Genomic DNA, 25,505 nt, shown 5'->3' on the forward strand with positions numbered 1-25,505 from the left:
AAGCGCGGGTATTTCCCTTTTACTATTTCCATTCTAGCTTAAAAATTCGCCGTCTAAAAGCTCTTTCTAGAATAGTTATTAATTAGTGTTAATAAGTTTATTAGGCAACATACTCTACTCGTTAGTGGAGATTAACAATGAACTTCCGATATTGTCCATTGAGTGAAATTCACTCTACTTTCAACAGGTCGGAAGTTTATTAGGCATTGGTGAAGCAGATGGGTCGCTCTAGCGGTGTAACGATAACGGTCAAGGTTCCCATCAGATGGGGAGTCATGACTAAAAGGCAGAAGAATCGCCTATCTCGCATCACCAGTAGAGATACCCGTGTTATCAAGGCCTATCTTGGTATCATAGAGCGATACGAAGAGAAGCTCTTGGTTGGCAAACGGAAGACGCGGATTGATGCCGGTGAGATCGACAAACTAACCCTGCGGACAAAGAATAGGCCATCGGTTCCACATGACTTCAAGAAACGGTTCCCGAACATTTCTACCAATGAACTGCAGGAATGCCGGGAAACAGCTATTGGGATGTGGAAGGTCTATCTTGAGCGAGGGGAGAGCAAACCCCTGAAAGCTGAGGGGTACAGTCCGTGCAAGCTTCCCCGGCATATCTTCAAACAGCGCTTTGAGTTTGTATATACTCCTGAGAATGAAATCAAGCACTGGCTGGACTTGCGGGACTCGCTGGATTCTGTACGGGAGGGGAGACGCCGGCATGACAGGCTGGTGATTCCGCTCAGTCCCAACTCCTATCATCTTAATCGTATAGATGAGGGGGACTTGAAATCCGTGCAGATTGTGAAAGACGGCAATCGGAAGTGGTGGGTGCTGTTCAAGGTCAGGTTGCATCCCGAGCCAGTTGATATGTCAGAGAATCCGCCTGCAGTCATCGGTATCGATCTTGGCATCAAGAAAGCTGTCTGCTCGGCTGTGCTTACTCCAGATGGTCTCAAGCAGGTTAGGTACTGGACACAGCATGAGAAAGCCGAGGAAATCGAGAGATATGATGATATGGTCGCCAGTCTCCAGCGTAAGATGGAGAAGCTACGTGCCGATGGGGACTCTGTAGATGGTGTCCTTGGTCGACTGGATGAGATTCGAACCAAGCGTAATGACATCAGCAAGGACTACGACCGGAAGTTGGTTCGGGTGTTAACAGACCATATTCTAGAGCTTGCTACATCGTATGACATCCATGTGGCGATTGGCCGACTCAAGGGCATTCGAAACAGGGCTAGGCGCGGAAATGGGACTTCCCGTGCGTTCCGCAAGATGATCAATAGGTGGTCGTTTGCACGGTTAACCAAAGCCCTGAAGCACAAGCTCAGTATGGAAGGCTTTCCGCCGGTGCGTGTTCGTGCAGTATCAGAAGCGTGGACGAGCATCACCTGTCATAAGTGTGGCACTACCGGTCTTCGGCCCAAGCAGAGCTTCTTTCTCTGTGACACCTGTGGATATCGCGACAACGCAGACAAGAACGCAGCGATCAACATCGCCAAGCGTTTGATTACGCTCATTCCTTCACTTCGGGATGAGGCAGGACTAGGGATGTGGCTCTCGGATTCCGAGGGCGCCCCAAAGACCCGGAGGAGCACACGCTCTTATGGGAAGTCCTCACGCCCCCAGGGAACGCCAGTCCCGTCTGACGGGGCGTCCGTGGCTGACCGCTATGAACAGCTGACTCTCGAGTCGGTTGGGAGCGGTACCGACCCCGCCATGGCAAAAACTGTGGAACAACCGCCTGCCGCTACTGAGGCTCACAAGGCAGCTGGCACTCGTGGCAATAACGTGCAGCGGACTGAGGCTACGTTCTGGAAGAGGAACAATGTTCCTGGGACACCAGACAAAGCTCGTGAACAAATAGCGGGTGAGATACCGCTATTCCCCGGTGACGGCAGTCACGAGAAGGGCTGAACACGGAAGTTGATGATACAGTGGATTTCACTCACTCTAAATCGATGGGACGGGGAAGAACGTGAGAGTAATTCTTGCCTTCAAGGAATTGTATTCTCCGTTCTCCCACAGACAGGTCGGACCTTGTTACGATTCGGTGGAAAGAGCCATATTGGTTAAGTAACATGTTTCATGTATTCCCTGTGTCGATTTCTGATTTTCGACTAAGGCCGGCGTAGATTGACAAGTATTACAGAATTTTTGACATTCTTCCTTATTCATTCCAAGTTAAATAGCATATTGAAGAGGTTTATTTATGTTCGACTCAATGAATTAATTGAAGGTTTATGTCCACAGCATTGAAGAAGAATCGGTTACGGCTAATAGAGGAGATTGAAGACACTCGCAAATCTCGATTAATAGTTTGTATTTTGGGTGACCGAAGAAACGCTGAAACAAAAATTGCTAGTGATATTCTAACCCCTCTTAGTAAACATCTAACAAAAATGGGAAAACAGAATCGCATTGATTTGATGCTCTATAGTACAGGGGGAATCACCATGGCTGGTTTTGCTTTGGTCAATCTGATTAGGGAGTTCACCGATGAATTCAGAATTATTATCCCCTCTAAGGCTCTCAGCTGCGCGACACTAATCGCTTTGGGTGCAGATAGCATATTTATGACTAGATTGGGGCTTTTGAGTCCTATAGACCCATCAGTTGGAACACCTTTTGCTCCAATACTTCAAGTCCCTGGTGCCCCAAAGGGCAACACGCGACAAGTTCCAATTTCGGTAGAGGACGTAATGGGTTTTCTTGGCTTAGCCGAAAAATCTTTCGACCTAAAGAGTGAAAAATCTAGGTTGGAAGTTTTTAAAGAACTTACAAATAAGGTTCACCCCATTGCACTTGGGTCAGTATATCGATCCAGGCAGCAGATATCATTTTTTGGAGAATCCCTTTTATCAATGCATATGGATGATGAGGACCAAATTGACAAAACTGTTAAGGTCCTAACACAGGAGCGATTCTCACATAACTATTTGATGGGGCGCCGAGAAGCAATCGAAACGTTTGAACTCAATATCGAAGAGGAAGATTTGGCGACAGAACAACTGGTGATGAAACTTTTTAGTCTATATGTTCAAGCTCTGCTATTGAATCAGCCCTACCATCCAGAATCGGAACTTAATGAGGGGGACTCAGCTGTTGCTGAATTGAATAGAGCTATTATTGAAACCACTGGATTGACCCATGTATTTAGAACGAAAAAGGAAATAAATCGTGTCGAAATAAAACCTCCTGCTGTTCCTCAACCTACCATTGGGTATCAAGAACGAGTGCTAGAGGAAGGATGGTTCCAGAATGAAAAGATTTAGTAGAAAATCACTTGATAATAACACAAGAGGTGGCCAATAAATGTCATATGAAGAGATTGAAGAAAATCCAGAAGATGGTACATCAGGCCTTACCTCTGCCTCTCAGATGTTGGACTCCACTTCAGCAGAAATGAGTTCTGAAATTGAAACAACTGGAGTTGACTCCATTCACCGGGTGTCTATTAGAGTCCCAATAAAGACTACGACACCTCGTAGAATAGATTCGCAAATTCCTAATGATGAGTTTGAAGAAGCCCTTGAGAAGGCATTTGAAGAATATGATGAGCTGCTCAGAAGATTAGCTGGTTAGTCGTCCATTAGAGAGGGCAGTTCTGTTTGAAATTATTATCGATAAGTCAGGTAATGAGAATAAATGAACAATCTCTGGAACGGTACGGAGGTGAGTCTGGAATCTTATGTAGATCAGACTTGGTTGATTGTTTGGAAATCCCAGTCAAGCAATACTACGGATTTGATCCATATCCCTCCATTTGGAAAAAGGCTGCGGCCTTGTTGCATTGCATAATCGACAAACATCCATTTGTTGATGGTAATAAAAGAACGGGATGGCTGACTACTGCGCTTTTTCTTGCTTTCAATGGTCATTACTTAATGATAGACATTGATGATGCTGAAGAAATGTGTATTTCAATTGCAAAAGGAGGGGTTGAAATCGATGCTAGCGCCGCATGGCTAAGAAAGCATGCAGTTTCAGTCTCTTCAGAATAATTATGAATGAACACTCTTTGCCCATGAAATTCTCCCCTTGAACATCCAATAGATGAGCGTATTTGTCGCTTTGATAATCACCTCCTACGTTTCTACCTCGTAGAGGTAGAGCAGCTGAAGTATCGGGCCCGCGGGCAGGTTAGAGAACAGGGAGTTTACCCAACTGGCACTGTTGAGCACCCTCTATATTTTACAAAATATTGCAGATGATTACAACGTTAAGCTGAGATGCCGTCTTTCTACTGACTATTTTCAATTTTCTTGAGTAGCCATATCGTGCGTTCCCGTCGGCTTCAAGGCATGAGTTTAAATTGCTTCATGCACATATATACACAGAATGTGAACAAAATGGCATACAAAACAATTTCGCTCTCGGAGGAAGCATACGAGATTCTCAAGAATGCCAAGAAAGAGAACGAGAGCTTCAGTCAAGTTGTCATCAGACTAGCAAGTAGACGGTCGCTTGATGCTTTTGTCGGATGTATTTCCAAGGAATCAGTTGAAAGGCTATCAGATGCAATGGACACATTTCGGAAAGAGCGAGGCAAAATCTGGTTTGAGAGCATGGAAGAGATGGTGGGTTGAGATTGCCTTGATAGCTGACTCATCTTTTGTGATAGATCTCATGAGGGAACATGAAGAAGCTTTGAAAAAGCTGGCTGAGATTAGGGAGAACAATCGCCTACAGTATATTGCATCGCCTACCGTCATGGAGCTGGCAGTTGGCGTTGCATTAGCTGACCTTCCAACACAAGAGCAGGAAAAAATCGACGACATCCTCACAGGGTTTCAAGTTATTCCCCTTGATACTGATTGTGCATGGCGAGCAGGAATAGAGACAGGTATACTTCGAAAGAATGGGAAAATTACTGACCCCATAGATGGACAAATTGCGGGAATTGCTCTTCAGAATGAGGAGCCCATAGTAACACGCAATCTGAAACACTTTGAGTTGTTCGAAGGCCTCCAAGTTGAAACATATTAGATTCCTTTGAACTAAGAAGCGTCCAAGAGGCTATGATGTATCCGTAGCGGAAGCTGTGGATGGAAGCGAATGAGAGTTATTCTCATTCTCTATCACTCACCTCCTACGTTTCTACCCGTAGAGGTAGAGCAGCTGAAGTATCGGGCCCGCGGGCAGGTTAGAGAACAGGGAGTTTGCCCTCCTGGCACTGTTGAGCACCCTCTATATTTTACAAAATATTGCAGATGATTACAAGGCTGAGCTGAGATGCCGTCTTTCTATTCGGCGTTTTCGATTTGCTTTAGCAACTCTTTCGCCGTTTCGAGTTCAGCACGAATACTATCACTGTCCCATTTCTCTAGGTATCCTTCGTAGATACCGATTGCTTCTCCCACGCGCCTTTCCGCTGGAGCGGATTTACCATTTTCCCATAACGCCTCAGCATATTCCACCAGTGTTTCAGCCAGATGTATTTCTTCGACGGGATCTGACGCCGCCTGTTTTCGATGATACTGGATTTTGTGCTTCAACAGGTCAGCTCCACCTTCCTTTCCTAGTTCAGCAAAGATGATGTTCGGAACGAGTTCCTCGATTTTCCGCATCACGTATTTGTGGTTGGTAAGATTGTTCCCATAATCTAAATCCTATCAGAATAGAGAATTCATCCAATATCACGTGGTGTAACAATGATATCCTGCAATCCTGCTTCATCGATGAACATCTTGAACTCGTTATCGATGCTGAGAAATGCGCAGTTATTTCTGAGAGAAATTGCATACAGAAGATTGTCAATCATGTCTGTATGACCCTTCTGATAGAGTCCAAGTGCAAGCATATGGTCTTCAGCACTAGCATGGAGTACTTGGTACATCCCTGTCCTGGTAATACTCAACATACCCCGTCTGAATACCTCTTTCTTGTACTTGTCTCTCTTCATTTGCCTGATGGCGAACCAGGTAGTTTCTAGCATACTTGGGTCTGAGTAGAATATTGATTGTTGCTCGAAATCCAGTGAAGAAAGCGCCTTTATGACTTCATCTGTGACAGAAATACCAAACGTTGGAAGAAGGAACGATGTGTCAAGCAGAATCCTTGGTATACTTCGATTGCTCTTCACGGCTTATGCCCTCCATCTCCTCAAGTGTCATGGTCGCGAATTTCTCTCCTTTAACAGCCAGAGTTACTGGGTCGGGGAGGGGCTCGATGATGATTTGGTTTCCCTCGACCCTGATGAGGATTTTCATTCCCTCCTCCACCTCGGTCTCTTCGACGACTTCTCGTGGAAGGTAAATTGTGTATTTCTTTCCGATGCGACTTTCAGTTGTCAGGCCCATATTTATTCACCTGAACAAGGTATTTTTACCGGATTAAGATATAATATACTGAATATGGATTTAAACTCATGGTAACAAACGAGTATCAGCACAAGCATTCTTTGGTTTAGAAACCATGGTTTTCCAAAATCCGTAGAACATACAAACGAAGTGATTGTTTAAGTTGCATAGACTTAAGTTTTCGAGAAATCAAAAACGAGAAGCCTACAGAATGTAATGATAATTGCGAGCCGACTTGAGGTACAGACGAGCGGGGTTAGAGGAACAGGGATATGCCATGCGACCCTGTCGGGTACCCTGTTCATTTTTCATTGGGGTTCTTGAAATTCAATCCACTCTTCGTAGATATCAAGATTCTTGCACATCATCTCAATATAGCTGTAATCCAAGTCCTCCTCATTTCTAACAAGAATTCCTCGTGCATCACGAAGGTCCTGTTCTCCCCGGAAGAGTATTTTGTTGATGAGAGTGTCTTCTGCGGAACCCAAGTACACCTTCACCCCCGCAAACTCCACAGAAACTCTTCTCTCAAGAGTCATTTTGTCAAACTGGGAGCTTATCCCTTGAAGATCGAGTCTGAGCAACCCATCTCCAACAAAGACGGTGCAATGAGTACCCTCTCTCAAGGCATCAGTCAGGTCTTTTTTCGAAACATCAAAGCCTTCAGATTCCAGGAAAGAGGCGAACTGGTCGATTTCATAGTTCTCCAATTTCAGAATGAAATCAATATCCACTGTGGTTCTTGGCACGCCGTGGTACATCACCGCAATTCCACCAACTATGACATATGCCATGTCATTTTCATTTAGATAACCACATACGAGGCGTAGCACTTCAACAATATCATCCACTATCTCTTGCACCTGCCATCTTCAAAGCTAGGTTTGACATTCTGATTCCGAGGATCAAGGTCTCAAGGCCTGTGAAATGTCTGGCTCTCTTAGCTGTCTTAATTTGATCCCTCTCACGCCGTTCTCTGACACTGTCCCTTACTGATTTCATTCAATCTCATCTATTATTCTAAACGAGTCCTCATATATTCTCCTTTTCATAGTGTTCCAATACCTCCTTTACTTATAGACTCGAAAATGAAGAGAGACTTTGGCTTTCTATCAGACACATCATGTGCTTTCCTCCTTACAAACACCAAAGCGAGAGATACAAAACCGTGCTGGGTTAGCAGTGCAACGCAGGTTACTCAAGAAACTGAATCTCCCTTTCATGTGCGCTGTTGAGCACCCTCTATATTTTGCATATGTTTTACACTGCTGAGCTGAGATACCGTTTTTCTACTTGCGGTTTTCGATTTGTTTCAGCAGGTTGTTTGCCACTTCGAGCTCTCGTCGCAGATCATCATCGTCCCATTTCTGCAGTTGCTTCTCGTAGATACTGATGACTTCCTACTTAACGGGGATCTCAGTGTATTTGATGACTAGTGAAAAAACCAGCCCGGCAGTGAGAAAGAATCCAAAGCTGGAAATAAGCGGCATTATAGAGGGACTGATATTTGTCATGAGAAACGCTTCAAGCAACGCTTTCTGAGCGTCAGGTAAGGAGATGGACAAAAGGGGGAGCAAAAAATGGAATAGACCACCACTTTCAAAGCCCAAAAAAACATTCGGGATGTAAAGCAAAAATACCATAAACACGTGCACTATCATTTTTTCGATTCCTCGTCCAGGAAGGACATACAACAGGAAACCGATTCCGGTAACAAGAAATAAGCTAGTTAAATGGAGAACCACCATCGCAAATCCAATTGAAAGGATGTCAATCGCGATGGCAGAAAGGAGGTAGTATTGCATCAGGAGCCCCCCCTCAAAGAGCGATATCACCAAGGAAAGAACTACTATCTTGGTTCCAATAAGAAGCCGTTTTGAAATGGGTTGCTGCAATAGTGTGGTTTCAATCTTGTTCTGTTTTTCTGAGAGGAACAGCTGGTAAAAGAGACCCGTAAATATGAGCTGGACCATGAGGAAGGTTCCACCCTGCATGAATTCAATTTGGAGAATCATTCCCAAATACGGGGACGAACCCCCAAAGGGGAATTCGAAATACACAACCGCCCTGATAATCCATAGTATCGCTACCGCGACACCCGCGAACTTGAAACACTCTGTGCTCTTGGCCAGTATGAATGCCTTGCGCCCTGTTAGCTTGATACGCCCCATCGATTTCATCTCAAGAGTATTCTTCTGTGGATTTCTGTAACCATTACAATGAACAATATGCTTCCAATAATCCAAATATTGACTACTACTCTGAGTGCTGCTATGGGGACTTCCATCAAATTCCATACCGATCTTGCGCCTCTCGTGTTGAATATGGGCTGATAGAATATATATAGCACACGGAACTCTGAATGTCGAAGTCCAGCTCCTTCCATAGGTATCGTATCTAAGTAATTGGAAAGAGGGGATGGGAAGAACATCATATAAGCTGCCACCGCTCCAAGGATTGGGTTCCTGAGTAGTTTCCCCAACAAGTAGGCGAAAGAAAACAGGAAGACATCATGGATTAGATAGACGAATATCGGAATCCCCATCGTCTGAATAAGCAACAGAGAAAAATCAAGATTCACGGATGCGATGTTTATTGAATAGGTTAAAATTGCTAGTACTAATAGACCTAAACGACATACAATTATAGGACCAACGGCAGCGAGAAACCGTGTGATAGAGAGAACTCGACTACTGATTGGTTGAGTCATCAATGTCTTATCTTCCGCTTCTATGGTATCGGTCAGGGCATGGAATATAACAAAGGTCTGAGATGGAAGAATAAGATTCTGAATCGAAAACTGAATCGATCGCATGCTGTACGCTAGGCCGTACATAGCATCACTTGGCATGTCATAATTACCTATCCGGATTATGTGATTCTCCATGAAACCAGGTAGACTCCGGAAGATGTCCCAGAGGCCCCAAACTATAATGAATCCTAATGCTATCAGAAACAGCCCGCTGATACTGTGAGAAAGGGTTATTTTCATCAGAGCTAAAAACGATCTCAGTGACGACCGCAGCCTTGTTCCCAGCTTCCTCAGCTTGCTCATATCAGTCATCATCATCGTCTCCGAACATAATTCGTTCTAGTTCTCCTTTTACAGGTTCAAATCTCTGCATGGTTAGGCCATGGTATTGTACTCCCCTCGAAACCAGATCGAAGAGGCTTTTCTCTTCACCCTTGATATACAATCGGTGTCCATCTCTTGTTACTTCTTTAAGGGAGCCATTCTCTTGGAGATAATTGTAGAGCACCTCCGGTTTATCCACCTCTACCAGAAATCTGGTCGGTCGTTTGATTTCACCAATTTCTGCCATGGTCCCAGCTGTTATGATTTCTCCTTTCGAGATGATCCATGCGTTCGTACAGATTTGCTCCAAGTCAGCCAAGATATGACTTGAGATGAGAAAACTAGTGTTATGCTCCTTGTAATATTGATTCACCGTTTCCATGAACAGTCTTCGCCCATCAGGGTCAAGAGATTTTGTTGGCTCATCCAAAACCACAAAACGTGGCGATCCAACCAGCGATACAGCGAGACCCAGACGTCTACGCATTCCTGCTGAATACGTTGAGATTTTTCTGTTTTGAGCGCCCGACATCCCAACTTGATTCAAGAGACTCTCTGTTTCCTTCTCAGCCGAGCTTCCGTCAAACCCTCTTATTTCACATATATACTTCAGGTATTTCCGCCCGCTTAGCGGGGGATACTGTGGTTCTTCAAGTAGGAAGCCCATTTCTGCCTTCATTCTTGTCGATTCTGACCATGGATCATAACCGAGGACTTCAAGATTACCAAAAGATTGATGCAACAACCCCGCAATTATCTTGATTAGCGTGGTTTTCCCTGCACCATTCGGCCCCACTAGCCCAAGAATGCCGCCGTCAAAAGAACCAGAGATACTCACAAGCGCTCGTACCTGTTTCTGTCTAGGAACGAAACCATCAAGAGTTATGTTTCGATAGATCTTAGACAGGTCCTTGAGCTTGAGTAGAGAATCATAACGCCTACTTTCTTGTTTATTCATTATATGTCACCATCACTTTCTCTGTACCTTGGGAACAAAAAAGGAGAGAGTTCCTTTCCATTGAAAAAAACTAGTATCCCTTTTAACTAGTCTGGGGCGGTTTCTGACCATGTGATTTGGTCGACCGTGAGTTTGGCCGGGGCGTAATGATCGGTTCGAGCGTTTACATCTATCGCACCAGAGTCGTTCATTACAGTGACTCTTAAGACAACAGCTAATTTGTATGTGTAACCGCTATACAGATTACAGCTGAACCCCTCAGTCTCGCTGTCATCTGTATTGACATCCTCATAATCATCCCAATTAAAGGCAGGACCTGTGAACGTGTATGACCACGCGCTTTTGGATTCTTTTTCGTCCTCGTTTGCGTCCATGATAAGAAAGCGAACCTCTATTTTTACTTTGCCACCCCATCCACAATTTAATCGAAAGTCGATATCCCATTGAGCTGTGAAGTACCATGTAGATGTAATAGTCTCGGACATTTCTACATCTTGAGCAACCCAGGCCTCTCCGTAGAGTCCTGCACCATACCAAAGGGGCCAAACCTTTGGATTCACTTGTATCTCACATATTCCTGATATTGCGTCAGCATCCACAGTATGGTATTCACCGGATGTGGTTTCATATGTATCCGAATCGTCGTAGGATGGGGTAGCATTACCGGACCATAGCGCTGATACATCAGAAACATTTGATGCTATAATGGTAATTGCAACCATAACTAAACATAATCTAACTCTTTTTCCCATATTGTTACATTCCCAAGGACTATTGAAGTCCATATTTATAATTAATAATAATTGTTTATAAGGTTTTCATTTCTTTTTTGAGGGAAATCCACCCAAATCTCATTTGATAAGATATTAGTGACAATCTGTGAGAAATCAGTGTGACATAAAGCTGCTATTCTTTCTTTCATAGTTGTCAGCAGTTTTTCGCTGCTTCGAGGTCTCCTCGCGTATCTCTGTTGTCCCATTTCTGCAGGTAATTTTCGTAGATACCGATTGCTTCTTCCACATGTTTCCTCGCTGGAGACGTATTGCCATCTTCCCACAACATCTCAGCATATTCCACCAGTGTTCCAGCCAAATGTATTTCTTCGACGGGATCTGACGCCGCCCGTTTTCGATGATAGTGGATTTTGTGCTTCAACAGGTCAGCTCCACCTTCCTCCCCTAGTTCAGCAAAGATAACCTTCAGAATCAGTTCTTTGATTTTCCATATCACGTAGTCGTAGTCAGTGACTTTCTCTCAATCGCGGTACTAGGTACAGGAAAGATGGATGATGAGTTTATACGTACTCATAGGCATATGTATAATGATACTGATGGCCAAAAACATAGCGTTGGCAGATGATGTCTATAAGGATTTCAAACGCTTGAAGAGAGAAAACGAGAGCTTCAGCGATGTGATTCGCAGGCTCATGAAGAATCGTGGGGAGATAGCGGACCTTGCTGGTTCTGCAACACTCAGTCTAGACGAATGGTTGGAGATGAAGAAGCTGAAGGAAGAACAGGCGAAGGAAGATCAGAAACGAGCAGAATCGCTGCTATCTCAACAAGATGAATGAAGGCTCCGCTGTTACTATGTGATACTGCTTGATGAATCATCTGTTTCCAATCAACGTGTTGCTATCCTATTGGCAAATAAGTTGAAAACCATCACGCAGGCACTCAGAGTGTGAAGACTATGGTGCACAAGACCATCACGCTCTCAGAAGAAGTGTATGAGCTTCTAAAGAATGAAATGAAGGATAACGAGAGCTTTAGTCAGGTTATCATCAGATTGGCAAGCAGATGGTCCCTTGATGCTTTTGTTGGATGCATTTCGAAGGAATCGGTTGAAAAGCTAGCAACTGCAATGGACGCGTTTCGGAAAGAGCGGGAAGCGCCTTGGCCTGTCTTCGATACTGAGTAGATGAGGGGTTCCCTCGGAATCAACCTCTCGGCAAAATTATATGTCTACATATGTATGTGTAGAATACGATGAACGATGGTTTCTAAGACCATATCCGTCACTGAAGATGTGTATAACCTCCTCAAGAAAATGAAGTTGCCAGGTGAGAGTTTCGGAGATACTATAGCTCGACTCGCTAGAGGAAAGACTACAACATCGCTTCGAATGTGGGTGAAAACATCGGAAGGGTGGTCAGATTTGACTGATGCTGAAGCTCGCAAGCTCGAAGAGACTCTAAAACAGATTGGAGAACGCTTTGATCTGGAGCGAGTTGATCTGTCTTGATATTCTTGGATACGACTTACCTCGTTGATGTTCTTCGAAAAGATGGTGCAGCGATTGAATGGCTTGACAGCTCAGAAGAGGAACCTCTGTATACTTCGGAAATCAACACATTCGAACTCTACACTGGGCTTTATAGAATATCTACGGCTTCGCGAGACAAGATCCAGAGACGCACAGAAGAATTGGAGCAGATTCTGGCCCGAGTTGAAGTCCTCCCATTCGAGAGAGCTGCATCGCTTACATCCACTGAGATTCTTGCTGAGCTACTGAGTAAAGGCACTCCCATTAGCACCAGTGATGTAATGATTGCTGGAACTGCGTTGTCAAAGGGAATCAATCGTGTACTTACTCGAAATGTTCAGCATTTTGAGCGCATCTCACTGATTTCTGTCGAAACCTACTGAATCTTGCCATGAAAGATGCGTTAAGTATGAAAGTCACTTTATGTTCGAAGTGTTGAACACTTTCTGTATTTTCCACATGTTTTACAACACCAAGTCGATAGACCGTTTGACTCCTGACCATCTTATTACATCTTAAGGAGATATCTGAAACCGAGGCTATCTAAAAAGGAAAGCAAATCAAATAACATTTATTCCACTTCTCGTTTATTGAAAGTATTCCCGTATATAATAGGTTATATACTATTTGTATAGATACCACACAATGGTTTCATCAAAATACTCGTTGCGATATCTCAGGTGACACATGATGCGTACATTAGAACTTGGACTATTGGAAGATATATTGTTCTCTCTCTTTGTGATGTTTTTTGCAGCAACAGTATCTCTTGTTCTGAACAAGCTCACCAACTATGTTTCTGAGAAGACTACCGTTCCAAAGATTGCAATGTCACAATCAAATATTTCTGTTTGAGGAAGAACCACATGGCCGCATCCGATTTCATACTACCATTTCTCTTTCTTGCATTAATTCTGACAATAATCAAAATATCCCAGATTCTGTTTAAGAAATTAGATCTACCAGAGGTCTTGGGAGAACTTCTCTTTGGGATATTGCTCGGACCTACTGTGCTAGGAATCCTATATCTAAATGCGGCACCAACAACATCTTTCAGCTTATTTTTCCCAATTGAGCAAAGCCAGCTGGATACAACGTCACTCATTATCAATTTCATTAGCAACCTAGCGGTACTCCTGTTGTTATTCAAGGTGGGGATGGAGCTCGATTTTCATGATATGATTAAAGTGCGTACTCCTGCTTTTGTCACGGCAGGCGCTGGAATTCTGCTGATGATTGGTGGCGGCATAGTATTTTTCTTCACATTAGCCGGCATATCCACATTAGATTTGCAAACTCAAGGAATTGATACATGGCATTCAGCTATATTCCTTGGTGTTGCATTCACTGCAACCAGTATAGGTATCAGCACCCGGTTGTTTTGTGATTATAAGAAGCTGAAAACAAAAATGGCCCAGACAGTCGTGGCTTCTGCGATATTTGATGATATAATTGCAGTTGCATTGTTCTCATTCATACTCGCGTTTTTCGCTAGTACTGAATCTTTGAATCCATTTGGACTCCCCATCATCCTGATAAACATCCTTGTGTTCTTTGCTGTTAGCTACCTACTATACAAGTACATCCTACCCTATTTCTTCCTGAAGACCGAGAAATATGATGACAAATCATTACCTATTTTTGTGAGCCTGTCTCTAATGCTCTATATGGCATTTTTCGCGCAAATGCTAGGATTAGCGCCGATTATTGGTGCCTTTGTTGCAGGCGTAATAATTGGGAATGAAGATGAGTACCTTGACATTCATGATGATTTTGAACCCATCTCTTCTTGGATTATCCCTTTCTTCTTCATTAGTATAGGTTTGACCATCAACCTTGTACCTTTTCTGAATGTCTTCTCTTTTCTTATTTCACTCCTCCTCGTTGTCTTTGCCATTATACCAAAATATGTGGGTGGGATCCTTGGATCCTTCTTTGGCAAGTATGATAAAGGAGAAGCTAGAACTCTTGGACTTAGTATGGCTGTGAGGGGCGAGGTCACGCTCTTTTTTGCTTATACAGGCTTCTCCCTCGGATATTTCACAGAAACCCTTTATGGAATCGTAATCCTTTCCGTCATCCTCGGCACTTCTATTCTCATTCCTCTCCTCAAGTATGCCTGTACAAATTGGATCCCCGAGATTGAAGTGAAGTGTGAAACACCTGTTATCATATCTCATGAACCCTCCGAGATTTCATAGGTTATCATAATCCATGATTTCCATCGCACTGTGGCAAAAACCGTGAGAAATCTTGCTGTCACCGGAGTGATGTTGCGAGCCAAGGACAAGAGAAGGAAGCCTGAATCGTGAGAGGAATCCTATTCCAGAAAAGACGGATAAAACCCTGCTGACCCAAGGGCCTTCGGGTACCAAGAGGGCGGCGACGCTGGCAGGGGACGAGTGGAATGCAGAAATTCCCTTGATTGCGTTCACTCACTTACCTGTAAGAAAGAGGTTATGGGCGGGTTTTGACCGAAGCTGGAGCTCGAAAGCTCAAAGACCCACTCGTACGAGTTGAAGTAGACTCGGGATAACCAAACCATTCTTGAGCCTAGTCTATCGTAGTATAGCTCGTTGCCCATGTACTCTGAGAATCCGGGAGAAGTTTATCTTTTTCCTCGTATAACATATACTGGTAAGACAGATTAGTCGTCCTTTAACCCGGAGTGGAAGCACGTGAGCAGTATCAAGTCCTTTTTGAAGGATATAGGCCAGCAGTAGGGAACAGGAGCAGTCGTTTCTGCGGATGGCTTCTCGCTCTATCCTCTGCTAGGTGCGGATGGAACTGGCGTGATTGGTCTGGAAGAGGCCGAAACGCTCGAAGTTGGCTGGATTGAGGAATTGGAACAGGAAGATGTCCAGCGAATGCAGGCTATCAACATAGGAACACAGCCTTTTCTGATTCCCTATTTGACCCAGATTCAAGGTGGCCGGCAGGATAGGATAATATTCGAACCCATAATTGTTCCCGCTGGTCATGATCAGCATAATCCGTTGACCATCCCAGCTCGCTGCATCGAACAATCAAGGTGGCGTTATTCGAGTTCGAGGGGGAAAACGACAACGAGAAGGCATCACTCGACACAAACTCGAATGAGCAGCCAGATGGCTCGCTCTATATCTGCCCATGCCGATCAACACACCGTGTGGGAGAATGTCCGTATAGCACGAGACGTCATGCCTGTTGCACGTTACGACGCACCAACGCAGAGCTACCGCGAAATGAACGAGGCTGTGTTTGATAAACAGAAGGATCTCGGTGAACTGAAGAACAAGTTGTTGTCGGCTATGGATTATCCCAACCAAGTGGGTCTCGTTGCTGTCTATCTGGGCAAAATCTTGGGTGTTGAGCTCTTTGGTTCCCATGGGCTCTGGGAGGCGTTCCGGGAAGAGGCAATAAACGGCTTCCTTATGGACCGCTTTTTTCTCGGGACAGATAAGGATTCAAAGATATACCCACCGGAAGCCATGCTTTCAGTCATTGAGCACGAGTTAGGATCAGTTGAAGTCAAGGAGAGTGAAGCTTCAGGTGTTGGAAAGCTGTACAGATTCGGTGATGTATCCTGGCGAGGAGTCACCGTCTTCTATGATGGAACCCCAGTTCACTTCTATGTTGTGAAAAAACATATGGACCCCGTGGCTGGACAAGGCAGGGGGGATCAGCAAATGGATTTCGATCCTATGGGAAGAACACAAAGACGTTCCCGCGACAATGAAAGAGAGGAGATTTCTCCGACACCATCAAACCTGTAGCCAAGAAGCTTCTGATTGGCGGAACCGCATTGACAGCCCCTCGTAGTTGTTGCAACTCATCAAATACCAGTCGAAATCTCCTACTGCTTTACTACTTGTATAATTAATAACAATATACTGGATATATTTAAATAAATTACAATTATCTATCATAATTGCAGCATATTTTATTGAGATGTTCGAAATGCCGAAAACGGTAGAAGCTCCTGAAGAACTACACCCAATGATTGAAGCCCTTGAATCTCAGTACGAGACGATTCTCAACAACCAAATGGAATTCCGCCCGGAAGAAGGTAGAGTGCACCTAGCAGGAAAGAATATCATGCTCATCGCCCTTGAGACCATTGCAGTCACTTTGAAAGAGGAACTTGTCGAAGTCCTTGGCGAGAATGGGATGACGCTGCTGATGTATCGGGTGGGCAAAGCCTTTGGACGTACTGCGGCGCAACAGATCCTACCCATCATAGAAACAGGCAAACTTGCTGAGAAGCTTGTAGCAGGACCGATATATGCAGCATACTCCGGCTTTGTACGGGTGCGACTATTGCCTGGCTGCAATATCGTGGACAATGACGATTACTTTCTATTTTACGAGCATCCAAACAATTTCGAGTCGGATTTGTGGACCCAAGCTGGTAAGACTGCAAATGAGCCCATATGCAGCTTCAATGCCGGATACTCAGCTGGGTGGTGTTCTGAAGCAGTAGGTCTGGACCTTGATGCAACAGAAATATTGTGTGAGGCCGCCGGTGATTCATCTTGCCGCTTCATTATGTATCCTGCATCACGAACTATGGAATACATGGATAAAGCTGACGAGTACAAGTAATCCGGAGTAAAATCTCTCTGGAGGGGGTCTTTCTTTTTTCTGCGTTTCTGGTTGATGTATTGGCTATGTGATTATCTATCCTCTTTTGAATCATTTACGATTCGCCAGTCTTCCTATTTTTTCATAGCAAGTGTTCTATTATTTCATGTGTTTGTTTCGCAATGCAAAAGCGCATAGCATATATGCATTGCCACAATTTGTTTTTATTATTCTAAAATTACTGCATATTACCTCAGAATATGGTGAAAAATTACCTGCTTTGGGAGGTGAAAAAGCTGACTGATTGCAAATATGCAGGAGATGAAAACGCTTCGGGCCAAATTTGGTGTGAAAAAAAGAATATCTATGTAAGCGGCGAAGAAAGCGATCACTGTTCGGACTATGAAACATAATCGGTGATCGAATAACCAAAAATCACTCTGATGTTCACAAAAAAAACGCAAGGAAGAGTGTATGAAGGCTGGTTCTAATCCGGGCAGTCTTCATCCTCAATATTGACTCCCTTTCGAGAATATCTATGAAGAACAAGACACCATCAATACCTATTATTTATTAATCTTACTTTATTGTATTTACATTCAATTTTTTCAGATATACCAAGAACATATATATGGAAAATACTGGTGGTATGAGCTAGGTTGTACATCCAGTAGTTATGCTTGATGTACCGCGAACGGCTAGGAGATAAGAAATATGGATTACAAAGGTTTACTGGATAAATCAAATACTGTTATGGTGGTCATGGCTGAAGCTATGGTCAACATGGGCCTAGATATCGATCTGATTTGGACACAGATGGCTAACGCATACCAAGGCGATGCGAAGGAAATGCTGAGCCACATGGGTGTGAACATCGAGGGAGACGATGTGACATCTGTTGCAGAATCATTTGCAGAACAGATCAAGGCCACAGGTGCAGTACAGCGATGCAATATTGTCAGTGCGAGTGACGATGAGGTTGTCGTGGATATTGGTGAGTGCATTTATGCACCAGCTACCGCGAAACTCAGAGAACATCATCCAGATGATATTCCCCCCTGCCCCTTCATGGCGATTTTGTATGCGGGAGTGAATGAGCATACTGGAAAACACTGCCACGTTACAGGTGTGGAACACAAGCCTGAACACAATTCAAACATCTTCACACTAGAAGTAGAGTGATAATCATGTCTTCATCTGACTGCATACATGCAGGAGAAGAAAACGCAGCGGGCCAAATCTGGTGCGAGAAGAAGAATATCTACGTATCTGGAGAACAAGCAGAAACTTGCGAGTATTATGAGAACTAGGAGAACGTGAACAGAATGAGTGCTAAGATTAAGAAACTAGAAAGTACCTTGAAGAAGTTGGAGAACGATAGCGAAGTCGACGGCTGCGCTCTTGTCAGTGACAAGGGTCAGTTGATGGCTGCAGCCCTGCATAAGGGTGTTGATGAAAAAGGCATTTCTGCCATGGCAGCCGCGCTGGTTTCGATTGGAGGCAGAGTCGGTAAGGCTCTTGATTCAGGAACTCCAAACAACATCGTAATTGAGGGTGAGGAGAAAACCGTTATTGTCAGGAATTTCCCTGATGCAGCCCTGATTGCGACAGCGCCAAAGGACTCTAAGATTGGTCTGATTGACTTCGAAATGGACAAGGCATGTGAGTCGATCGAGACGATTCTCTAGGCTTCGGCGGGATAACGACAAGAACATACAACAATAAAAGACAATACCCAGGAGTCTAGAAATCTTGGCGACTAAAGACCTCAAAGCCTATGACTACAAAGTGTATGTCACAGGCCCGTTTCAAGCAGGAAAAACCACAATGATCCACACCCTGGACCCCAACGCGATGTCGGTGGAACGGGAGTTGAAGGAGGGATATCGTGGTGAAGAGAGTACAACAACCACGGGCTTCGATTTGGGACGAGTCGTGTGGGTTAGGAAGGAACTAGCTCACATGGGGCTTATTGTCCCGAAGAAGGAATACCAGGAGGAGCGCGCAGAATATGCTAATTGGACAGCAAAGGAAATCGAGCTCCGAGGTGTGCCCGGTCAACTGCATTTCAAGTTTGTGCGAGATACGATGCGTGCAAACACAGATGGTGTGCTATTGATTATAGATTCATCTGATCCTGCTATGATAGGAGATGCCTCTGCAATCCTGGCTGAAACACAGACTTCCTTTGGAAACACTCCGATGGTCACAATCGCCAACAAACAAGACCGCGCCGATGCAGTTGCACCGAACGAAGTCGCGTCTTGGCTTGGTTTGGAAAAGGCAGTAGGTTGTTCTGCCTTAAACCGAGAATCCTCCAAGACCGCACTAATCCTCCTTCTGAAAAAGGTCGAAGAGAATGTTAATGCAGCAGCGGCCGAAAGTGGAGCCGGCGCTGTCTCTCAATCATCACGAGGCACATGAGGTATGAATAATGGATTTTAATCAGAATTACCATACAGATGAAAGCCAATCCGATACGGAAGAGCAGCCTGAGGAGTCTTTCACAAGCAATTCGGAATACAGTGAGGGCGCAGTACCTGAAGACAACACACGAGACCAGGTTCCAGACAACACACAACCCACACCTGAGTCCACAGAAGTCACAGCCCCTCCTGCACACAAGTCTGCTGACTCACCAGAGTCAGGTTCAAATGGGACACGTGAGCCCCCGTCTGGCATGGAAACAGGGGAAGAAGCCAATACGCAGTCTATGACTGGAGCTGCTCATCCCCACGGTACAGAACCTGAAACAACCCAACCACAAGGGGTTGATGATGTTCCTCCGGCAGAGGTTGACGAGGAAGAAGAGGAAGAGATTCCCCCGGTAAGACAAATCAGAGACTTGCTTACAGATTTCGAAATACGAGTACCCGTGTGGGGCATTACTGTATTCACCGTTGATGGTTACATCCTTGCTCATCGTCTTTTCTACGATGATATGCCTCAGAATATTGAAATGGCTGTCAGCAGTATGTCTGCAGGACTTATTACCATATCTGAAGACTTCATCCGATTGGTTGATAGCAGCGCTGATTTCAGCCAGGTATTGGTCGATGCTGAACATGAAACTGGTGATGTGAGCTTCTCTATTCTTCTGAAGCATATAGAAGAGAACGTGATGCTTACTTGCATCTTCCCAAGTGATACGAAGCTTGGACTTGTTTCTTTCGAGATTCAAACAGTTAGCAACAAGATCAAGGAAATCGTAGAAATGTGGGATGTGAAGCTTCACAGAGATACAATGACGTAGGAGAGATGATTATTAGATGAAAAAAGGCAAGCATGAGAAACTAGAGGAAATAGTTACAGATGTAGTAGAAGACGGTCATGGAATCCTTAGTTGCGTAGTCACCAATGAGAGAGGGCTCATTGTGACAGGTCAAACCACAGATGGCTCATCCAATGATACCCTAGCAGCTATGGTTTCCCTTCTGTCTGACAGCGCGACAAGAGTTAGTGAAAACCTTGGATACGGCCATCCCAGAACAGCAAGCGTCAAAAATTATGGAATCAATATAGCTCTCCATGAATTCAAAGTAAGAGATCGATGGTTTCGAATCGGGGCAGTCCATGAAGCCAGAGGCCTGCTCGATCGAGGCTTTTTCGATAAGCTGTTTAATCGGGGTTCGGTTGAAGATAATCTAACTGATGCGGCCGCAAAAATTCGCTCAGTTCTGGAAACCTAATGAGTGATGAAAGGAATCACATTGAACAAGAACGAATCAAGTAGGGATTTCGTGTGATTCGGGAGAGAATCAAGTATGTGCTGCAAGGACAGAAGAGACCAGCCAAAAGACAGGGATATACCCATTCTACAGTCGCGTCTGGAAGGCACATACTGCGCCTCTCATAATAGCATAGCATCTCAATCGGAATATGATAATAAGACATTTTTACTTCATGTTATTGAATCGTTAGCGCACCCATTTTATGTTGTAGACCCACAAGATTACACTATCAAACTTGCTAATACTGCTGCCCAATTAGGTCAGCTTGATGCAAATCCGACATGTTACAGAATGATACATAATCGGAACACACCTTGTTCCAGTGAGCATCCATGCCCCCTTGATTTAGTGGAACAAACTAAAGATTTTGTAGTTGTTGAGCATACACACATTCATTCTGACGGAGAGACACGAATAGTTGAAATCCATGCGCATCCGATTCTTGATTCTGACGGAAATGTTTCACTGGTAATCGAACATTCACTTGATGTAACGGAACAGCGACAAACCGAAGAAAAACTCCAAATGGAGTCACGAAGGGCACAACTCTACTTGGATAAACTCGGTCATGATATGGCCAACATGTTACAGGTCATTTTGGGGGATGTTCAAATTCTTCAACATTGCATATCGTCAGATTCTGAAATGATGGCGGAATCTCTCAATCGCATTCAGGAAGCGCTAGGACGTTGTTTTGAATTAGTATCCCAAGCTCAATTTACGCAGGACTTGATTTCAGCTCCACTCGTGAATCGATCTCTCGAAAGAGCATTGCTTGATTGTATTGAGACAGTAGCTGAGCGGCATGATGATTTCCTTGTCCAAATGTCAATGGATATGGAAGACAGCAAGATAACCGCTGACAAGTTCTTAGACACCCTTCTTGATAATGTACTCGACAATGCTATACGGCATAATCCCTCTGACAATAAGCGTGTGTGGATACGAGCTATCCAAAAGAAGCGGGGATACAAGATTACTATCGAAGACAACGGACCAGGAATTGATGACGATTTCAAGTCGGTTGTGTTCAATCCTTTTCAATGGGACGGTCATTTTGGATTGTATTCTTCTGCGGATATTGTAGAAAAATACAACGGACGCATTAGGGTATCTGACCGTGTTCCGGGAAATCCCGGCAGCGGAACGAAATTCACAATCTGGCTACCAACTTCGGAGGTAATATGTAGATGATAAGAAACTCCAAAGACACTACTCGAGTTGTACGAAAGCTTATGGATATTGCAGCTCAATCAATAGGACTTCCTGATACAGCTGGAATTATCCTGACTACTTTATACACCCATAGAGCCACATCCGAAAAAGGATTGTCTATCGGGGAAATGAGTGACGATACTGGCTTATCAAGAAGTACCGTGTCTCAGATTTGCTCTCAGCTTGGTACTGCAGGCATTTTGACACGACGGGCAGATACAGATCATACTGGGCGGGGAAGAAGGAAAATGCTCTACTATCCTCGAGTGAGTCTACATCATTTTCTTTCCCTTAGTATTAGAAGATACGTACAAGATATCAACAGAATAAGAATGAAGATTGAGGCTGTATTGAGTAGTGAGGACCAGATTGAAAGTATCGAAAACAGCATACTGAAACTTGCCAAAGTTGAGATTGAGATGTTCCTGTCCGATTTCTCCCAGTTCTCAGATGGGGGAGTAAATTTCAACCGCCCGGTACAGGACCACACTTCTCCCGATACCCAAGAAGGAACTGCAATGGATATGTCGTGAAATGAGTTTCGCGGACAACTGCAAGGACGCAGACGCTCTCATTATCCAAAAACAAGAATTCAGTGAATTCATGCAAAAGTTGTCTCATGATGTAGGCAACCAATTGCAGAATATTCGTGGGTATGCAGAGCTACTTGTCCTTGAGTGTGAATCCAATTACCTTGAAAGGATTATGCATATTGCACATGTTACTCAGAAGATGCTGCGCCGCTCTGTTGAGTTTACTGACGTTGGGCCAATCGTGCATGAACCCACATTAGTCAACTTAAATGATACAGTACGAGAAGCAGCCGAGTATGTTGTTCCGAAAGAAATCCGTTTTGAATGTAGCAATTTACCCTCTTGTTACGCAGAACGGGCAAAGGTTTTCCTTATCTTCACTAATCTGTTGAGAAATGCTTTGGATTCCAACTCTCAAGGAATCGAGGTGCGAGTCCAGGAGAAACAATCAACTTACTCACTACTATTCATGAATGACGGCCGCCCACCTGATGATGCACTGCGTGAACAAATCACCACGGGAAAAATCAGTATGAAACATACTGAGGGGCTGGAGATCCTGATTGTCAAAAAGTTAGTCAAGGCACATGGTTGGTCGTTCTCCCTTGAACCTGCCTCCAACACATGCTATAGAATTGGGATTCCGAAAGAGGACTGTATGCGCGTTTAGTATATGATACTAACTTGCCGAATCTCGCTATTCTGATTGATTTGCACCAGCACCTTGTTCTAGGGTGATTATATACGCTGGTTCATCGAGATATGTTGAAGGCGCCAGGGTCAATCGAACCTCTGTGTATTGCCCGTTTTTCTTTCTAAGCTTGCACTTCAAACTCGTCGGGTTTTCAATCTCTTCCATTGTATTGACTATCAATTCTAGGTGCTTGTCATCAACCATTTTGTGTAACGGAACGTTTGTGAACTCGTGAACTTTATAGCCAAGCGCTTTTGCCAGCAGTGGATTACAGTATATCACCTGTTCATGTTGAACTACGAACGTCCCAGCAGCTACTTTCTCAGCGGTCATCTGATACAATTCCAACAGCCTTCGAATATCCCGCTCCAATTGCTTTCTGTCTGTGATATCCAAACAGTATTCGATTATTTTGTCTACATTCCCTTCTTCATCAAAAATGGGATGAGCATGCACCTCAAGATGTCTTGTAGGACCTGATATTTGGTGATGGATATGTTCCACTGTAACTGGTTCCTTCTCTTCCTTTACTTTCTGTAATGGACAAGGATGTACATCAGCTGCACATGGAGAGCTTCTCCCATGGGTTAAGGCATAGCATTTTTTGTTTTGTGTCAAATCGCCGAATCGAGAAGCACTATTCGCAAGCTTGACTGAGTAATCGTTGGCGTCAATAACATAGAATGGGTGTTGGACCGACTCCATAACGCGATGCAGAAAATTTCGTTGTCTTTCAACTTCTTGTTCTGCCAATGTTCTCTTCGTGATGTCTTCAAGAATCATGGTAGCACCAGTCGTGCCATCGTAGAATGTTGTAGGCACCAACTTGACTCGAAAATGTCTTATTCCATCCTCTCGCTCTATGGAGGTTTTGAAGTCGCATTCCTTTCCTCTTGCCGCATCAGACATTAAGGACAGTATCCAATCTTCAGATAATCCTGGCAGACTCAGATTGTCCAATTTTTTCCCAAGTACGGCGTCAGGCTCTATTTCCAATGATGTTGCACATGAGTTATTGGTTCTAATGACTTTGAGGTCTGAATCAAAAGTGAGAATACCGTCTTCGGCAATGTTCAACATTGCATCCAACGGAACGCGCTGCGATAGGGTATACAGTTTGGCTGGCCCCACCTTCCGCATTTCGACCTGCCCCGCCATCTGCATTACATCGAGATATCTAGCTGTAGTATTTCTATTTACATCGATATCGCTCGCGATGTCTGTTATTGTAAGACCTTTTGGATTCTTTCTAAGATCTCCCAGTATCCTTTTTCGTATGGCTCCATGGTCATCCAATATAGAACATCCCTCTACGTAAACCGAAATCTTATCCCAGTATATAATAGGATTCAGTTCATCGTCTGTCATTTGCAGTCTGGTTGTTATCAACCCGCATGATATTACGGGTTTAGGACTTTAGTTCGTCCATCGCCTTGGCTGATAGAATACGTCGGCTGTACTCTCTAAGTTGTTTAGAGTTTCGCTTTATCTCCTCGGAGAGAGCATCCATAGCTTCTACTGCGTTCTTCTTATCAGGTTCGATAGTAAGCTTCAATGCTGCGATCTCATTCTGAAGTCCTTCAAGCTCGATACCTAGCCTGCGGATACCGAACATTATCAACCCTGACAAACCTTCACTTAGCGCATAGAGAGTAGGTCTTCTACCTCTCCCCTCTTGGCTTGTATCCACTCTTCCCTCGATAAATGCAAGCGACTTGAGTTGAGAAATGGCAGCACTAATGCTACCCCTCGAATATCCAGTAATGGTGGCAAGAGTCTCTGATTTGAGAGCCTCTCCTGACCAGTAGTATTCAGCTAACAAGACCGCAAGCACATCTGTTGCGGCTTCTGACAAACCAATCCATTGGAGATGTTTCTTACAAATACGGAAAAATTTCGTGTATACGAGAGAATCACGACGGGACATAGTTGTTTACTCCATGCTCAGCTGTGGGGTTAGCTGCAGCACCATTTTTAATTTATTCAGAATAGATTTAAAGTTTTGTATTTTATCCCGGTTTTTGCGAACGAATATTATATTATCCCATTATCAATTTGCGAGTAGTGATGCAGTACTGTGACAGGGATAAATCAAAATGTAAGTCAAGGGGAAGTAGAAATGGGAGCAACAACATATTTGCAGCGCAATACGATGCCCAAGTGGAG

The 25,505-nt window shown here is 44.2% G+C and carries 33 protein-coding genes; 21 read left to right on the top strand and 12 right to left on the bottom strand.

Annotated elements, in window-relative coordinates:
- The first annotated feature begins 218 nt into the window (after window positions 1–218).
- The 6 genes from GF309_14010 (at window position 219) to GF309_14035 (ending at window position 4,991) form a co-directional block, all read left to right on the top strand.
- Window positions 219–1,919, top strand: coding sequence for a transposase (locus tag GF309_14010; protein ID MBD3159891.1), 1,701 nt, complete (start codon window positions 219–221; stop codon window positions 1,917–1,919).
- Between the two features lie 326 nt (window positions 1,920–2,245).
- On the top strand, window positions 2,246–3,277 hold the full coding sequence (locus GF309_14015; protein ID MBD3159892.1) for a hypothetical protein: 1,032 nt from the start codon (window positions 2,246–2,248) through the stop codon (window positions 3,275–3,277).
- A 40-nt stretch (window positions 3,278–3,317) separates the two neighbouring features.
- Window positions 3,318–3,587, top strand: coding sequence for a hypothetical protein (locus tag GF309_14020; protein MBD3159893.1), 270 nt, complete (start codon window positions 3,318–3,320; stop codon window positions 3,585–3,587).
- A 53-nt stretch (window positions 3,588–3,640) separates the two neighbouring features.
- Window positions 3,641–4,006, top strand: a complete 366-nt coding sequence (locus GF309_14025; protein ID MBD3159894.1) for a type II toxin-antitoxin system death-on-curing family toxin — start codon at window positions 3,641–3,643, stop codon at window positions 4,004–4,006.
- Window positions 4,007–4,354: 348 nt separating this feature from the next.
- A complete protein-coding gene (locus GF309_14030) occupies window positions 4,355–4,591 on the top strand; it encodes a hypothetical protein (protein MBD3159895.1) in 237 nt (78 codons plus the stop codon).
- Window positions 4,473–4,991 (top strand): PIN domain-containing protein, encoded by a 519-nt coding sequence (locus tag GF309_14035; GenBank protein ID MBD3159896.1) that lies wholly within the window; start codon window positions 4,473–4,475, stop codon window positions 4,989–4,991. Before GF309_14030 ends, GF309_14035 begins: the two co-directional genes overlap by 119 nt.
- A 257-nt stretch (window positions 4,992–5,248) precedes the next feature.
- On the opposite strand, the gene GF309_14040 is transcribed toward GF309_14035, so the two are convergent.
- The 10 genes from GF309_14040 to GF309_14085 form a co-directional block, all read right to left on the bottom strand.
- Window positions 5,249–5,572 (bottom strand): hypothetical protein, encoded by a 324-nt coding sequence (locus GF309_14040; GenBank protein ID MBD3159897.1) that lies wholly within the window; start codon window positions 5,570–5,572, stop codon window positions 5,249–5,251.
- A gap of 59 nt (window positions 5,573–5,631) precedes the next feature.
- Window positions 5,632–6,087: a hypothetical protein gene (locus tag GF309_14045; protein MBD3159898.1), complete on the bottom strand. Its 456-nt coding sequence runs from the start codon at window positions 6,085–6,087 to the stop codon at window positions 5,632–5,634.
- Window positions 6,050–6,304, bottom strand: a complete 255-nt coding sequence (locus tag GF309_14050; GenBank protein MBD3159899.1) for an AbrB/MazE/SpoVT family DNA-binding domain-containing protein — start codon at window positions 6,302–6,304, stop codon at window positions 6,050–6,052. Before GF309_14050 ends, GF309_14045 begins: the two co-directional genes overlap by 38 nt.
- A gap of 308 nt (window positions 6,305–6,612) precedes the next feature.
- Window positions 6,613–7,155 carry a hypothetical protein gene (locus GF309_14055; protein ID MBD3159900.1) on the bottom strand — a complete coding sequence of 181 codons (543 nt, stop codon included), beginning with the start codon at window positions 7,153–7,155 and terminating at the stop codon, window positions 6,613–6,615.
- On the bottom strand, window positions 7,148–7,306 hold the full coding sequence (locus GF309_14060) for a hypothetical protein (GenBank protein ID MBD3159901.1): 159 nt from the start codon (window positions 7,304–7,306) through the stop codon (window positions 7,148–7,150). Before GF309_14060 ends, GF309_14055 begins: the two co-directional genes overlap by 8 nt.
- A 398-nt stretch (window positions 7,307–7,704) precedes the next feature.
- Window positions 7,705–8,475 (bottom strand): hypothetical protein, encoded by a 771-nt coding sequence (locus GF309_14065; GenBank protein ID MBD3159902.1) that lies wholly within the window; start codon window positions 8,473–8,475, stop codon window positions 7,705–7,707.
- A 5-nt stretch (window positions 8,476–8,480) separates the two neighbouring features.
- Entirely contained in the window at window positions 8,481–9,368 is an 888-nt protein-coding gene (locus GF309_14070) for a hypothetical protein (protein MBD3159903.1), read from the bottom strand.
- Complete coding sequence (locus tag GF309_14075; GenBank protein ID MBD3159904.1) at window positions 9,361–10,338, bottom strand: ATP-binding cassette domain-containing protein; 978 nt, start codon at window positions 10,336–10,338, stop codon at window positions 9,361–9,363. Before GF309_14075 ends, GF309_14070 begins: the two co-directional genes overlap by 8 nt.
- 86 nt (window positions 10,339–10,424) lie before the next feature.
- On the bottom strand, window positions 10,425–11,090 hold the full coding sequence (locus tag GF309_14080; protein ID MBD3159905.1) for a hypothetical protein: 666 nt from the start codon (window positions 11,088–11,090) through the stop codon (window positions 10,425–10,427).
- A gap of 175 nt (window positions 11,091–11,265) precedes the next feature.
- Window positions 11,266–11,568, bottom strand: coding sequence for a hypothetical protein (locus GF309_14085; protein MBD3159906.1), 303 nt, complete (start codon window positions 11,566–11,568; stop codon window positions 11,266–11,268).
- A gap of 55 nt (window positions 11,569–11,623) precedes the next feature.
- Here GF309_14085 and GF309_14090 point away from each other — a divergent pair, with 55 nt between their 5' ends.
- From GF309_14090 to GF309_14160, 15 genes are all read left to right on the top strand, one after another.
- Window positions 11,624–11,911, top strand: coding sequence for a hypothetical protein (locus GF309_14090; GenBank protein MBD3159907.1), 288 nt, complete (start codon window positions 11,624–11,626; stop codon window positions 11,909–11,911).
- 119 nt (window positions 11,912–12,030) lie between these two features.
- Window positions 12,031–12,258 carry a hypothetical protein gene (locus GF309_14095; GenBank protein MBD3159908.1) on the top strand — a complete coding sequence of 76 codons (228 nt, stop codon included), beginning with the start codon at window positions 12,031–12,033 and terminating at the stop codon, window positions 12,256–12,258.
- Between the two features lie 75 nt (window positions 12,259–12,333).
- Window positions 12,334–12,582 (top strand): antitoxin, encoded by a 249-nt coding sequence (locus tag GF309_14100; GenBank protein ID MBD3159909.1) that lies wholly within the window; start codon window positions 12,334–12,336, stop codon window positions 12,580–12,582.
- Window positions 12,579–12,986, top strand: a complete 408-nt coding sequence (locus GF309_14105) for a PIN domain-containing protein (protein ID MBD3159910.1) — start codon at window positions 12,579–12,581, stop codon at window positions 12,984–12,986. The genes GF309_14100 and GF309_14105 overlap by 4 nt, the downstream gene beginning before the upstream one ends.
- Window positions 12,987–13,469: 483 nt before the next feature.
- Window positions 13,470–14,804 (top strand): hypothetical protein, encoded by a 1,335-nt coding sequence (locus tag GF309_14110; GenBank protein ID MBD3159911.1) that lies wholly within the window; start codon window positions 13,470–13,472, stop codon window positions 14,802–14,804.
- A gap of 591 nt (window positions 14,805–15,395) precedes the next feature.
- Window positions 15,396–16,358: a hypothetical protein gene (locus tag GF309_14115; GenBank protein ID MBD3159912.1), complete on the top strand. Its 963-nt coding sequence runs from the start codon at window positions 15,396–15,398 to the stop codon at window positions 16,356–16,358.
- Between the two features lie 175 nt (window positions 16,359–16,533).
- A complete protein-coding gene (locus GF309_14120) occupies window positions 16,534–17,187 on the top strand; it encodes a hypothetical protein (protein ID MBD3159913.1) in 654 nt (217 codons plus the stop codon).
- Window positions 17,188–17,880: 693 nt separating this feature from the next.
- A complete protein-coding gene (locus GF309_14125; protein MBD3159914.1) occupies window positions 17,881–18,348 on the top strand; it encodes a hypothetical protein in 468 nt (155 codons plus the stop codon).
- A 143-nt stretch (window positions 18,349–18,491) separates the two neighbouring features.
- A complete protein-coding gene (locus GF309_14130) occupies window positions 18,492–18,854 on the top strand; it encodes a hypothetical protein (GenBank protein MBD3159915.1) in 363 nt (120 codons plus the stop codon).
- A 64-nt stretch (window positions 18,855–18,918) separates the two neighbouring features.
- On the top strand, window positions 18,919–19,590 hold the full coding sequence (locus GF309_14135; protein MBD3159916.1) for a hypothetical protein: 672 nt from the start codon (window positions 18,919–18,921) through the stop codon (window positions 19,588–19,590).
- Between the two features lie 10 nt (window positions 19,591–19,600).
- Complete coding sequence (locus GF309_14140) at window positions 19,601–20,419, top strand: hypothetical protein (protein ID MBD3159917.1); 819 nt, start codon at window positions 19,601–19,603, stop codon at window positions 20,417–20,419.
- A 16-nt stretch (window positions 20,420–20,435) separates the two neighbouring features.
- Entirely contained in the window at window positions 20,436–20,855 is a 420-nt protein-coding gene (locus tag GF309_14145; protein MBD3159918.1) for a hypothetical protein, read from the top strand.
- Window positions 20,856–20,930: 75 nt separating this feature from the next.
- Window positions 20,931–22,091: a PAS domain-containing protein gene (locus GF309_14150; protein ID MBD3159919.1), complete on the top strand. Its 1,161-nt coding sequence runs from the start codon at window positions 20,931–20,933 to the stop codon at window positions 22,089–22,091.
- Window positions 22,088–22,645 carry a helix-turn-helix domain-containing protein gene (locus tag GF309_14155; GenBank protein MBD3159920.1) on the top strand — a complete coding sequence of 186 codons (558 nt, stop codon included), beginning with the start codon at window positions 22,088–22,090 and terminating at the stop codon, window positions 22,643–22,645. The genes GF309_14150 and GF309_14155 overlap by 4 nt, the downstream gene beginning before the upstream one ends.
- A gap of 1 nt (window position 22,646) precedes the next feature.
- Window positions 22,647–23,315, top strand: coding sequence for a hypothetical protein (locus GF309_14160; GenBank protein MBD3159921.1), 669 nt, complete (start codon window positions 22,647–22,649; stop codon window positions 23,313–23,315).
- Between the two features lie 27 nt (window positions 23,316–23,342).
- On the opposite strand, the gene GF309_14165 is transcribed toward GF309_14160, so the two are convergent.
- Window positions 23,343–24,707 carry a PAS domain-containing protein gene (locus GF309_14165; protein ID MBD3159922.1) on the bottom strand — a complete coding sequence of 455 codons (1,365 nt, stop codon included), beginning with the start codon at window positions 24,705–24,707 and terminating at the stop codon, window positions 23,343–23,345.
- A 40-nt stretch (window positions 24,708–24,747) separates the two neighbouring features.
- Window positions 24,748–25,266 carry a hypothetical protein gene (locus GF309_14170; protein ID MBD3159923.1) on the bottom strand — a complete coding sequence of 173 codons (519 nt, stop codon included), beginning with the start codon at window positions 25,264–25,266 and terminating at the stop codon, window positions 24,748–24,750.
- Window positions 25,267–25,505 lie beyond the last annotated feature (239 nt).

Source organism: Candidatus Lokiarchaeota archaeon, assembly GCA_014730275.1.
Classification (GTDB): Archaea; Asgardarchaeota; Thorarchaeia; order Thorarchaeales; family Thorarchaeaceae; genus WJIL01.

What these genes read in the sequence shown, in the direction of transcription:
- GF309_14010 (MBD3159891.1), top strand. Translation starts at nt 219, where the DNA reads ATGGGTCGCTCTAGCGGTGTAACGATAACGGTCAAGGTTCCCATCAGA.
- GF309_14015 (MBD3159892.1), top strand. Translation starts at nt 2,246, where the DNA reads ATGTCCACAGCATTGAAGAAGAATCGGTTACGGCTAATAGAGGAGATT.
- GF309_14020 (MBD3159893.1), top strand. Translation starts at nt 3,318, where the DNA reads ATGTCATATGAAGAGATTGAAGAAAATCCAGAAGATGGTACATCAGGC.
- GF309_14025 (MBD3159894.1), top strand. Translation starts at nt 3,641, where the DNA reads ATGAGAATAAATGAACAATCTCTGGAACGGTACGGAGGTGAGTCTGGA.
- GF309_14030 (MBD3159895.1), top strand. Translation starts at nt 4,355, where the DNA reads ATGGCATACAAAACAATTTCGCTCTCGGAGGAAGCATACGAGATTCTC.
- GF309_14035 (MBD3159896.1), top strand. Translation starts at nt 4,473, where the DNA reads ATGCTTTTGTCGGATGTATTTCCAAGGAATCAGTTGAAAGGCTATCAG.
- GF309_14040 (MBD3159897.1), bottom strand. Translation starts at nt 5,572, where the DNA reads ATGCGGAAAATCGAGGAACTCGTTCCGAACATCATCTTTGCTGAACTA.
- GF309_14050 (MBD3159899.1), bottom strand. Translation starts at nt 6,304, where the DNA reads ATGGGCCTGACAACTGAAAGTCGCATCGGAAAGAAATACACAATTTAC.
- GF309_14060 (MBD3159901.1), bottom strand. Translation starts at nt 7,306, where the DNA reads ATGAAATCAGTAAGGGACAGTGTCAGAGAACGGCGTGAGAGGGATCAA.
- GF309_14065 (MBD3159902.1), bottom strand. Translation starts at nt 8,475, where the DNA reads ATGGGGCGTATCAAGCTAACAGGGCGCAAGGCATTCATACTGGCCAAG.
- GF309_14070 (MBD3159903.1), bottom strand. Translation starts at nt 9,368, where the DNA reads ATGACTGATATGAGCAAGCTGAGGAAGCTGGGAACAAGGCTGCGGTCG.
- GF309_14075 (MBD3159904.1), bottom strand. Translation starts at nt 10,338, where the DNA reads ATGAATAAACAAGAAAGTAGGCGTTATGATTCTCTACTCAAGCTCAAG.
- GF309_14080 (MBD3159905.1), bottom strand. Translation starts at nt 11,090, where the DNA reads ATGGGAAAAAGAGTTAGATTATGTTTAGTTATGGTTGCAATTACCATT.
- GF309_14090 (MBD3159907.1), top strand. Translation starts at nt 11,624, where the DNA reads ATGATGAGTTTATACGTACTCATAGGCATATGTATAATGATACTGATG.
- GF309_14095 (MBD3159908.1), top strand. Translation starts at nt 12,031, where the DNA reads ATGGTGCACAAGACCATCACGCTCTCAGAAGAAGTGTATGAGCTTCTA.
- GF309_14100 (MBD3159909.1), top strand. Translation starts at nt 12,334, where the DNA reads ATGGTTTCTAAGACCATATCCGTCACTGAAGATGTGTATAACCTCCTC.
- GF309_14110 (MBD3159911.1), top strand. Translation starts at nt 13,470, where the DNA reads ATGGCCGCATCCGATTTCATACTACCATTTCTCTTTCTTGCATTAATT.
- GF309_14120 (MBD3159913.1), top strand. Translation starts at nt 16,534, where the DNA reads ATGTTCGAAATGCCGAAAACGGTAGAAGCTCCTGAAGAACTACACCCA.
- GF309_14125 (MBD3159914.1), top strand. Translation starts at nt 17,881, where the DNA reads ATGGATTACAAAGGTTTACTGGATAAATCAAATACTGTTATGGTGGTC.
- GF309_14130 (MBD3159915.1), top strand. Translation starts at nt 18,492, where the DNA reads ATGAGTGCTAAGATTAAGAAACTAGAAAGTACCTTGAAGAAGTTGGAG.
- GF309_14140 (MBD3159917.1), top strand. Translation starts at nt 19,601, where the DNA reads ATGGATTTTAATCAGAATTACCATACAGATGAAAGCCAATCCGATACG.
- GF309_14145 (MBD3159918.1), top strand. Translation starts at nt 20,436, where the DNA reads ATGAAAAAAGGCAAGCATGAGAAACTAGAGGAAATAGTTACAGATGTA.
- GF309_14150 (MBD3159919.1), top strand. Translation starts at nt 20,931, where the DNA reads ATGTGCTGCAAGGACAGAAGAGACCAGCCAAAAGACAGGGATATACCC.
- GF309_14155 (MBD3159920.1), top strand. Translation starts at nt 22,088, where the DNA reads ATGATAAGAAACTCCAAAGACACTACTCGAGTTGTACGAAAGCTTATG.
- GF309_14160 (MBD3159921.1), top strand. Translation starts at nt 22,647, where the DNA reads ATGAGTTTCGCGGACAACTGCAAGGACGCAGACGCTCTCATTATCCAA.
- GF309_14165 (MBD3159922.1), bottom strand. Translation starts at nt 24,707, where the DNA reads ATGACAGACGATGAACTGAATCCTATTATATACTGGGATAAGATTTCG.
- GF309_14170 (MBD3159923.1), bottom strand. Translation starts at nt 25,266, where the DNA reads ATGTCCCGTCGTGATTCTCTCGTATACACGAAATTTTTCCGTATTTGT.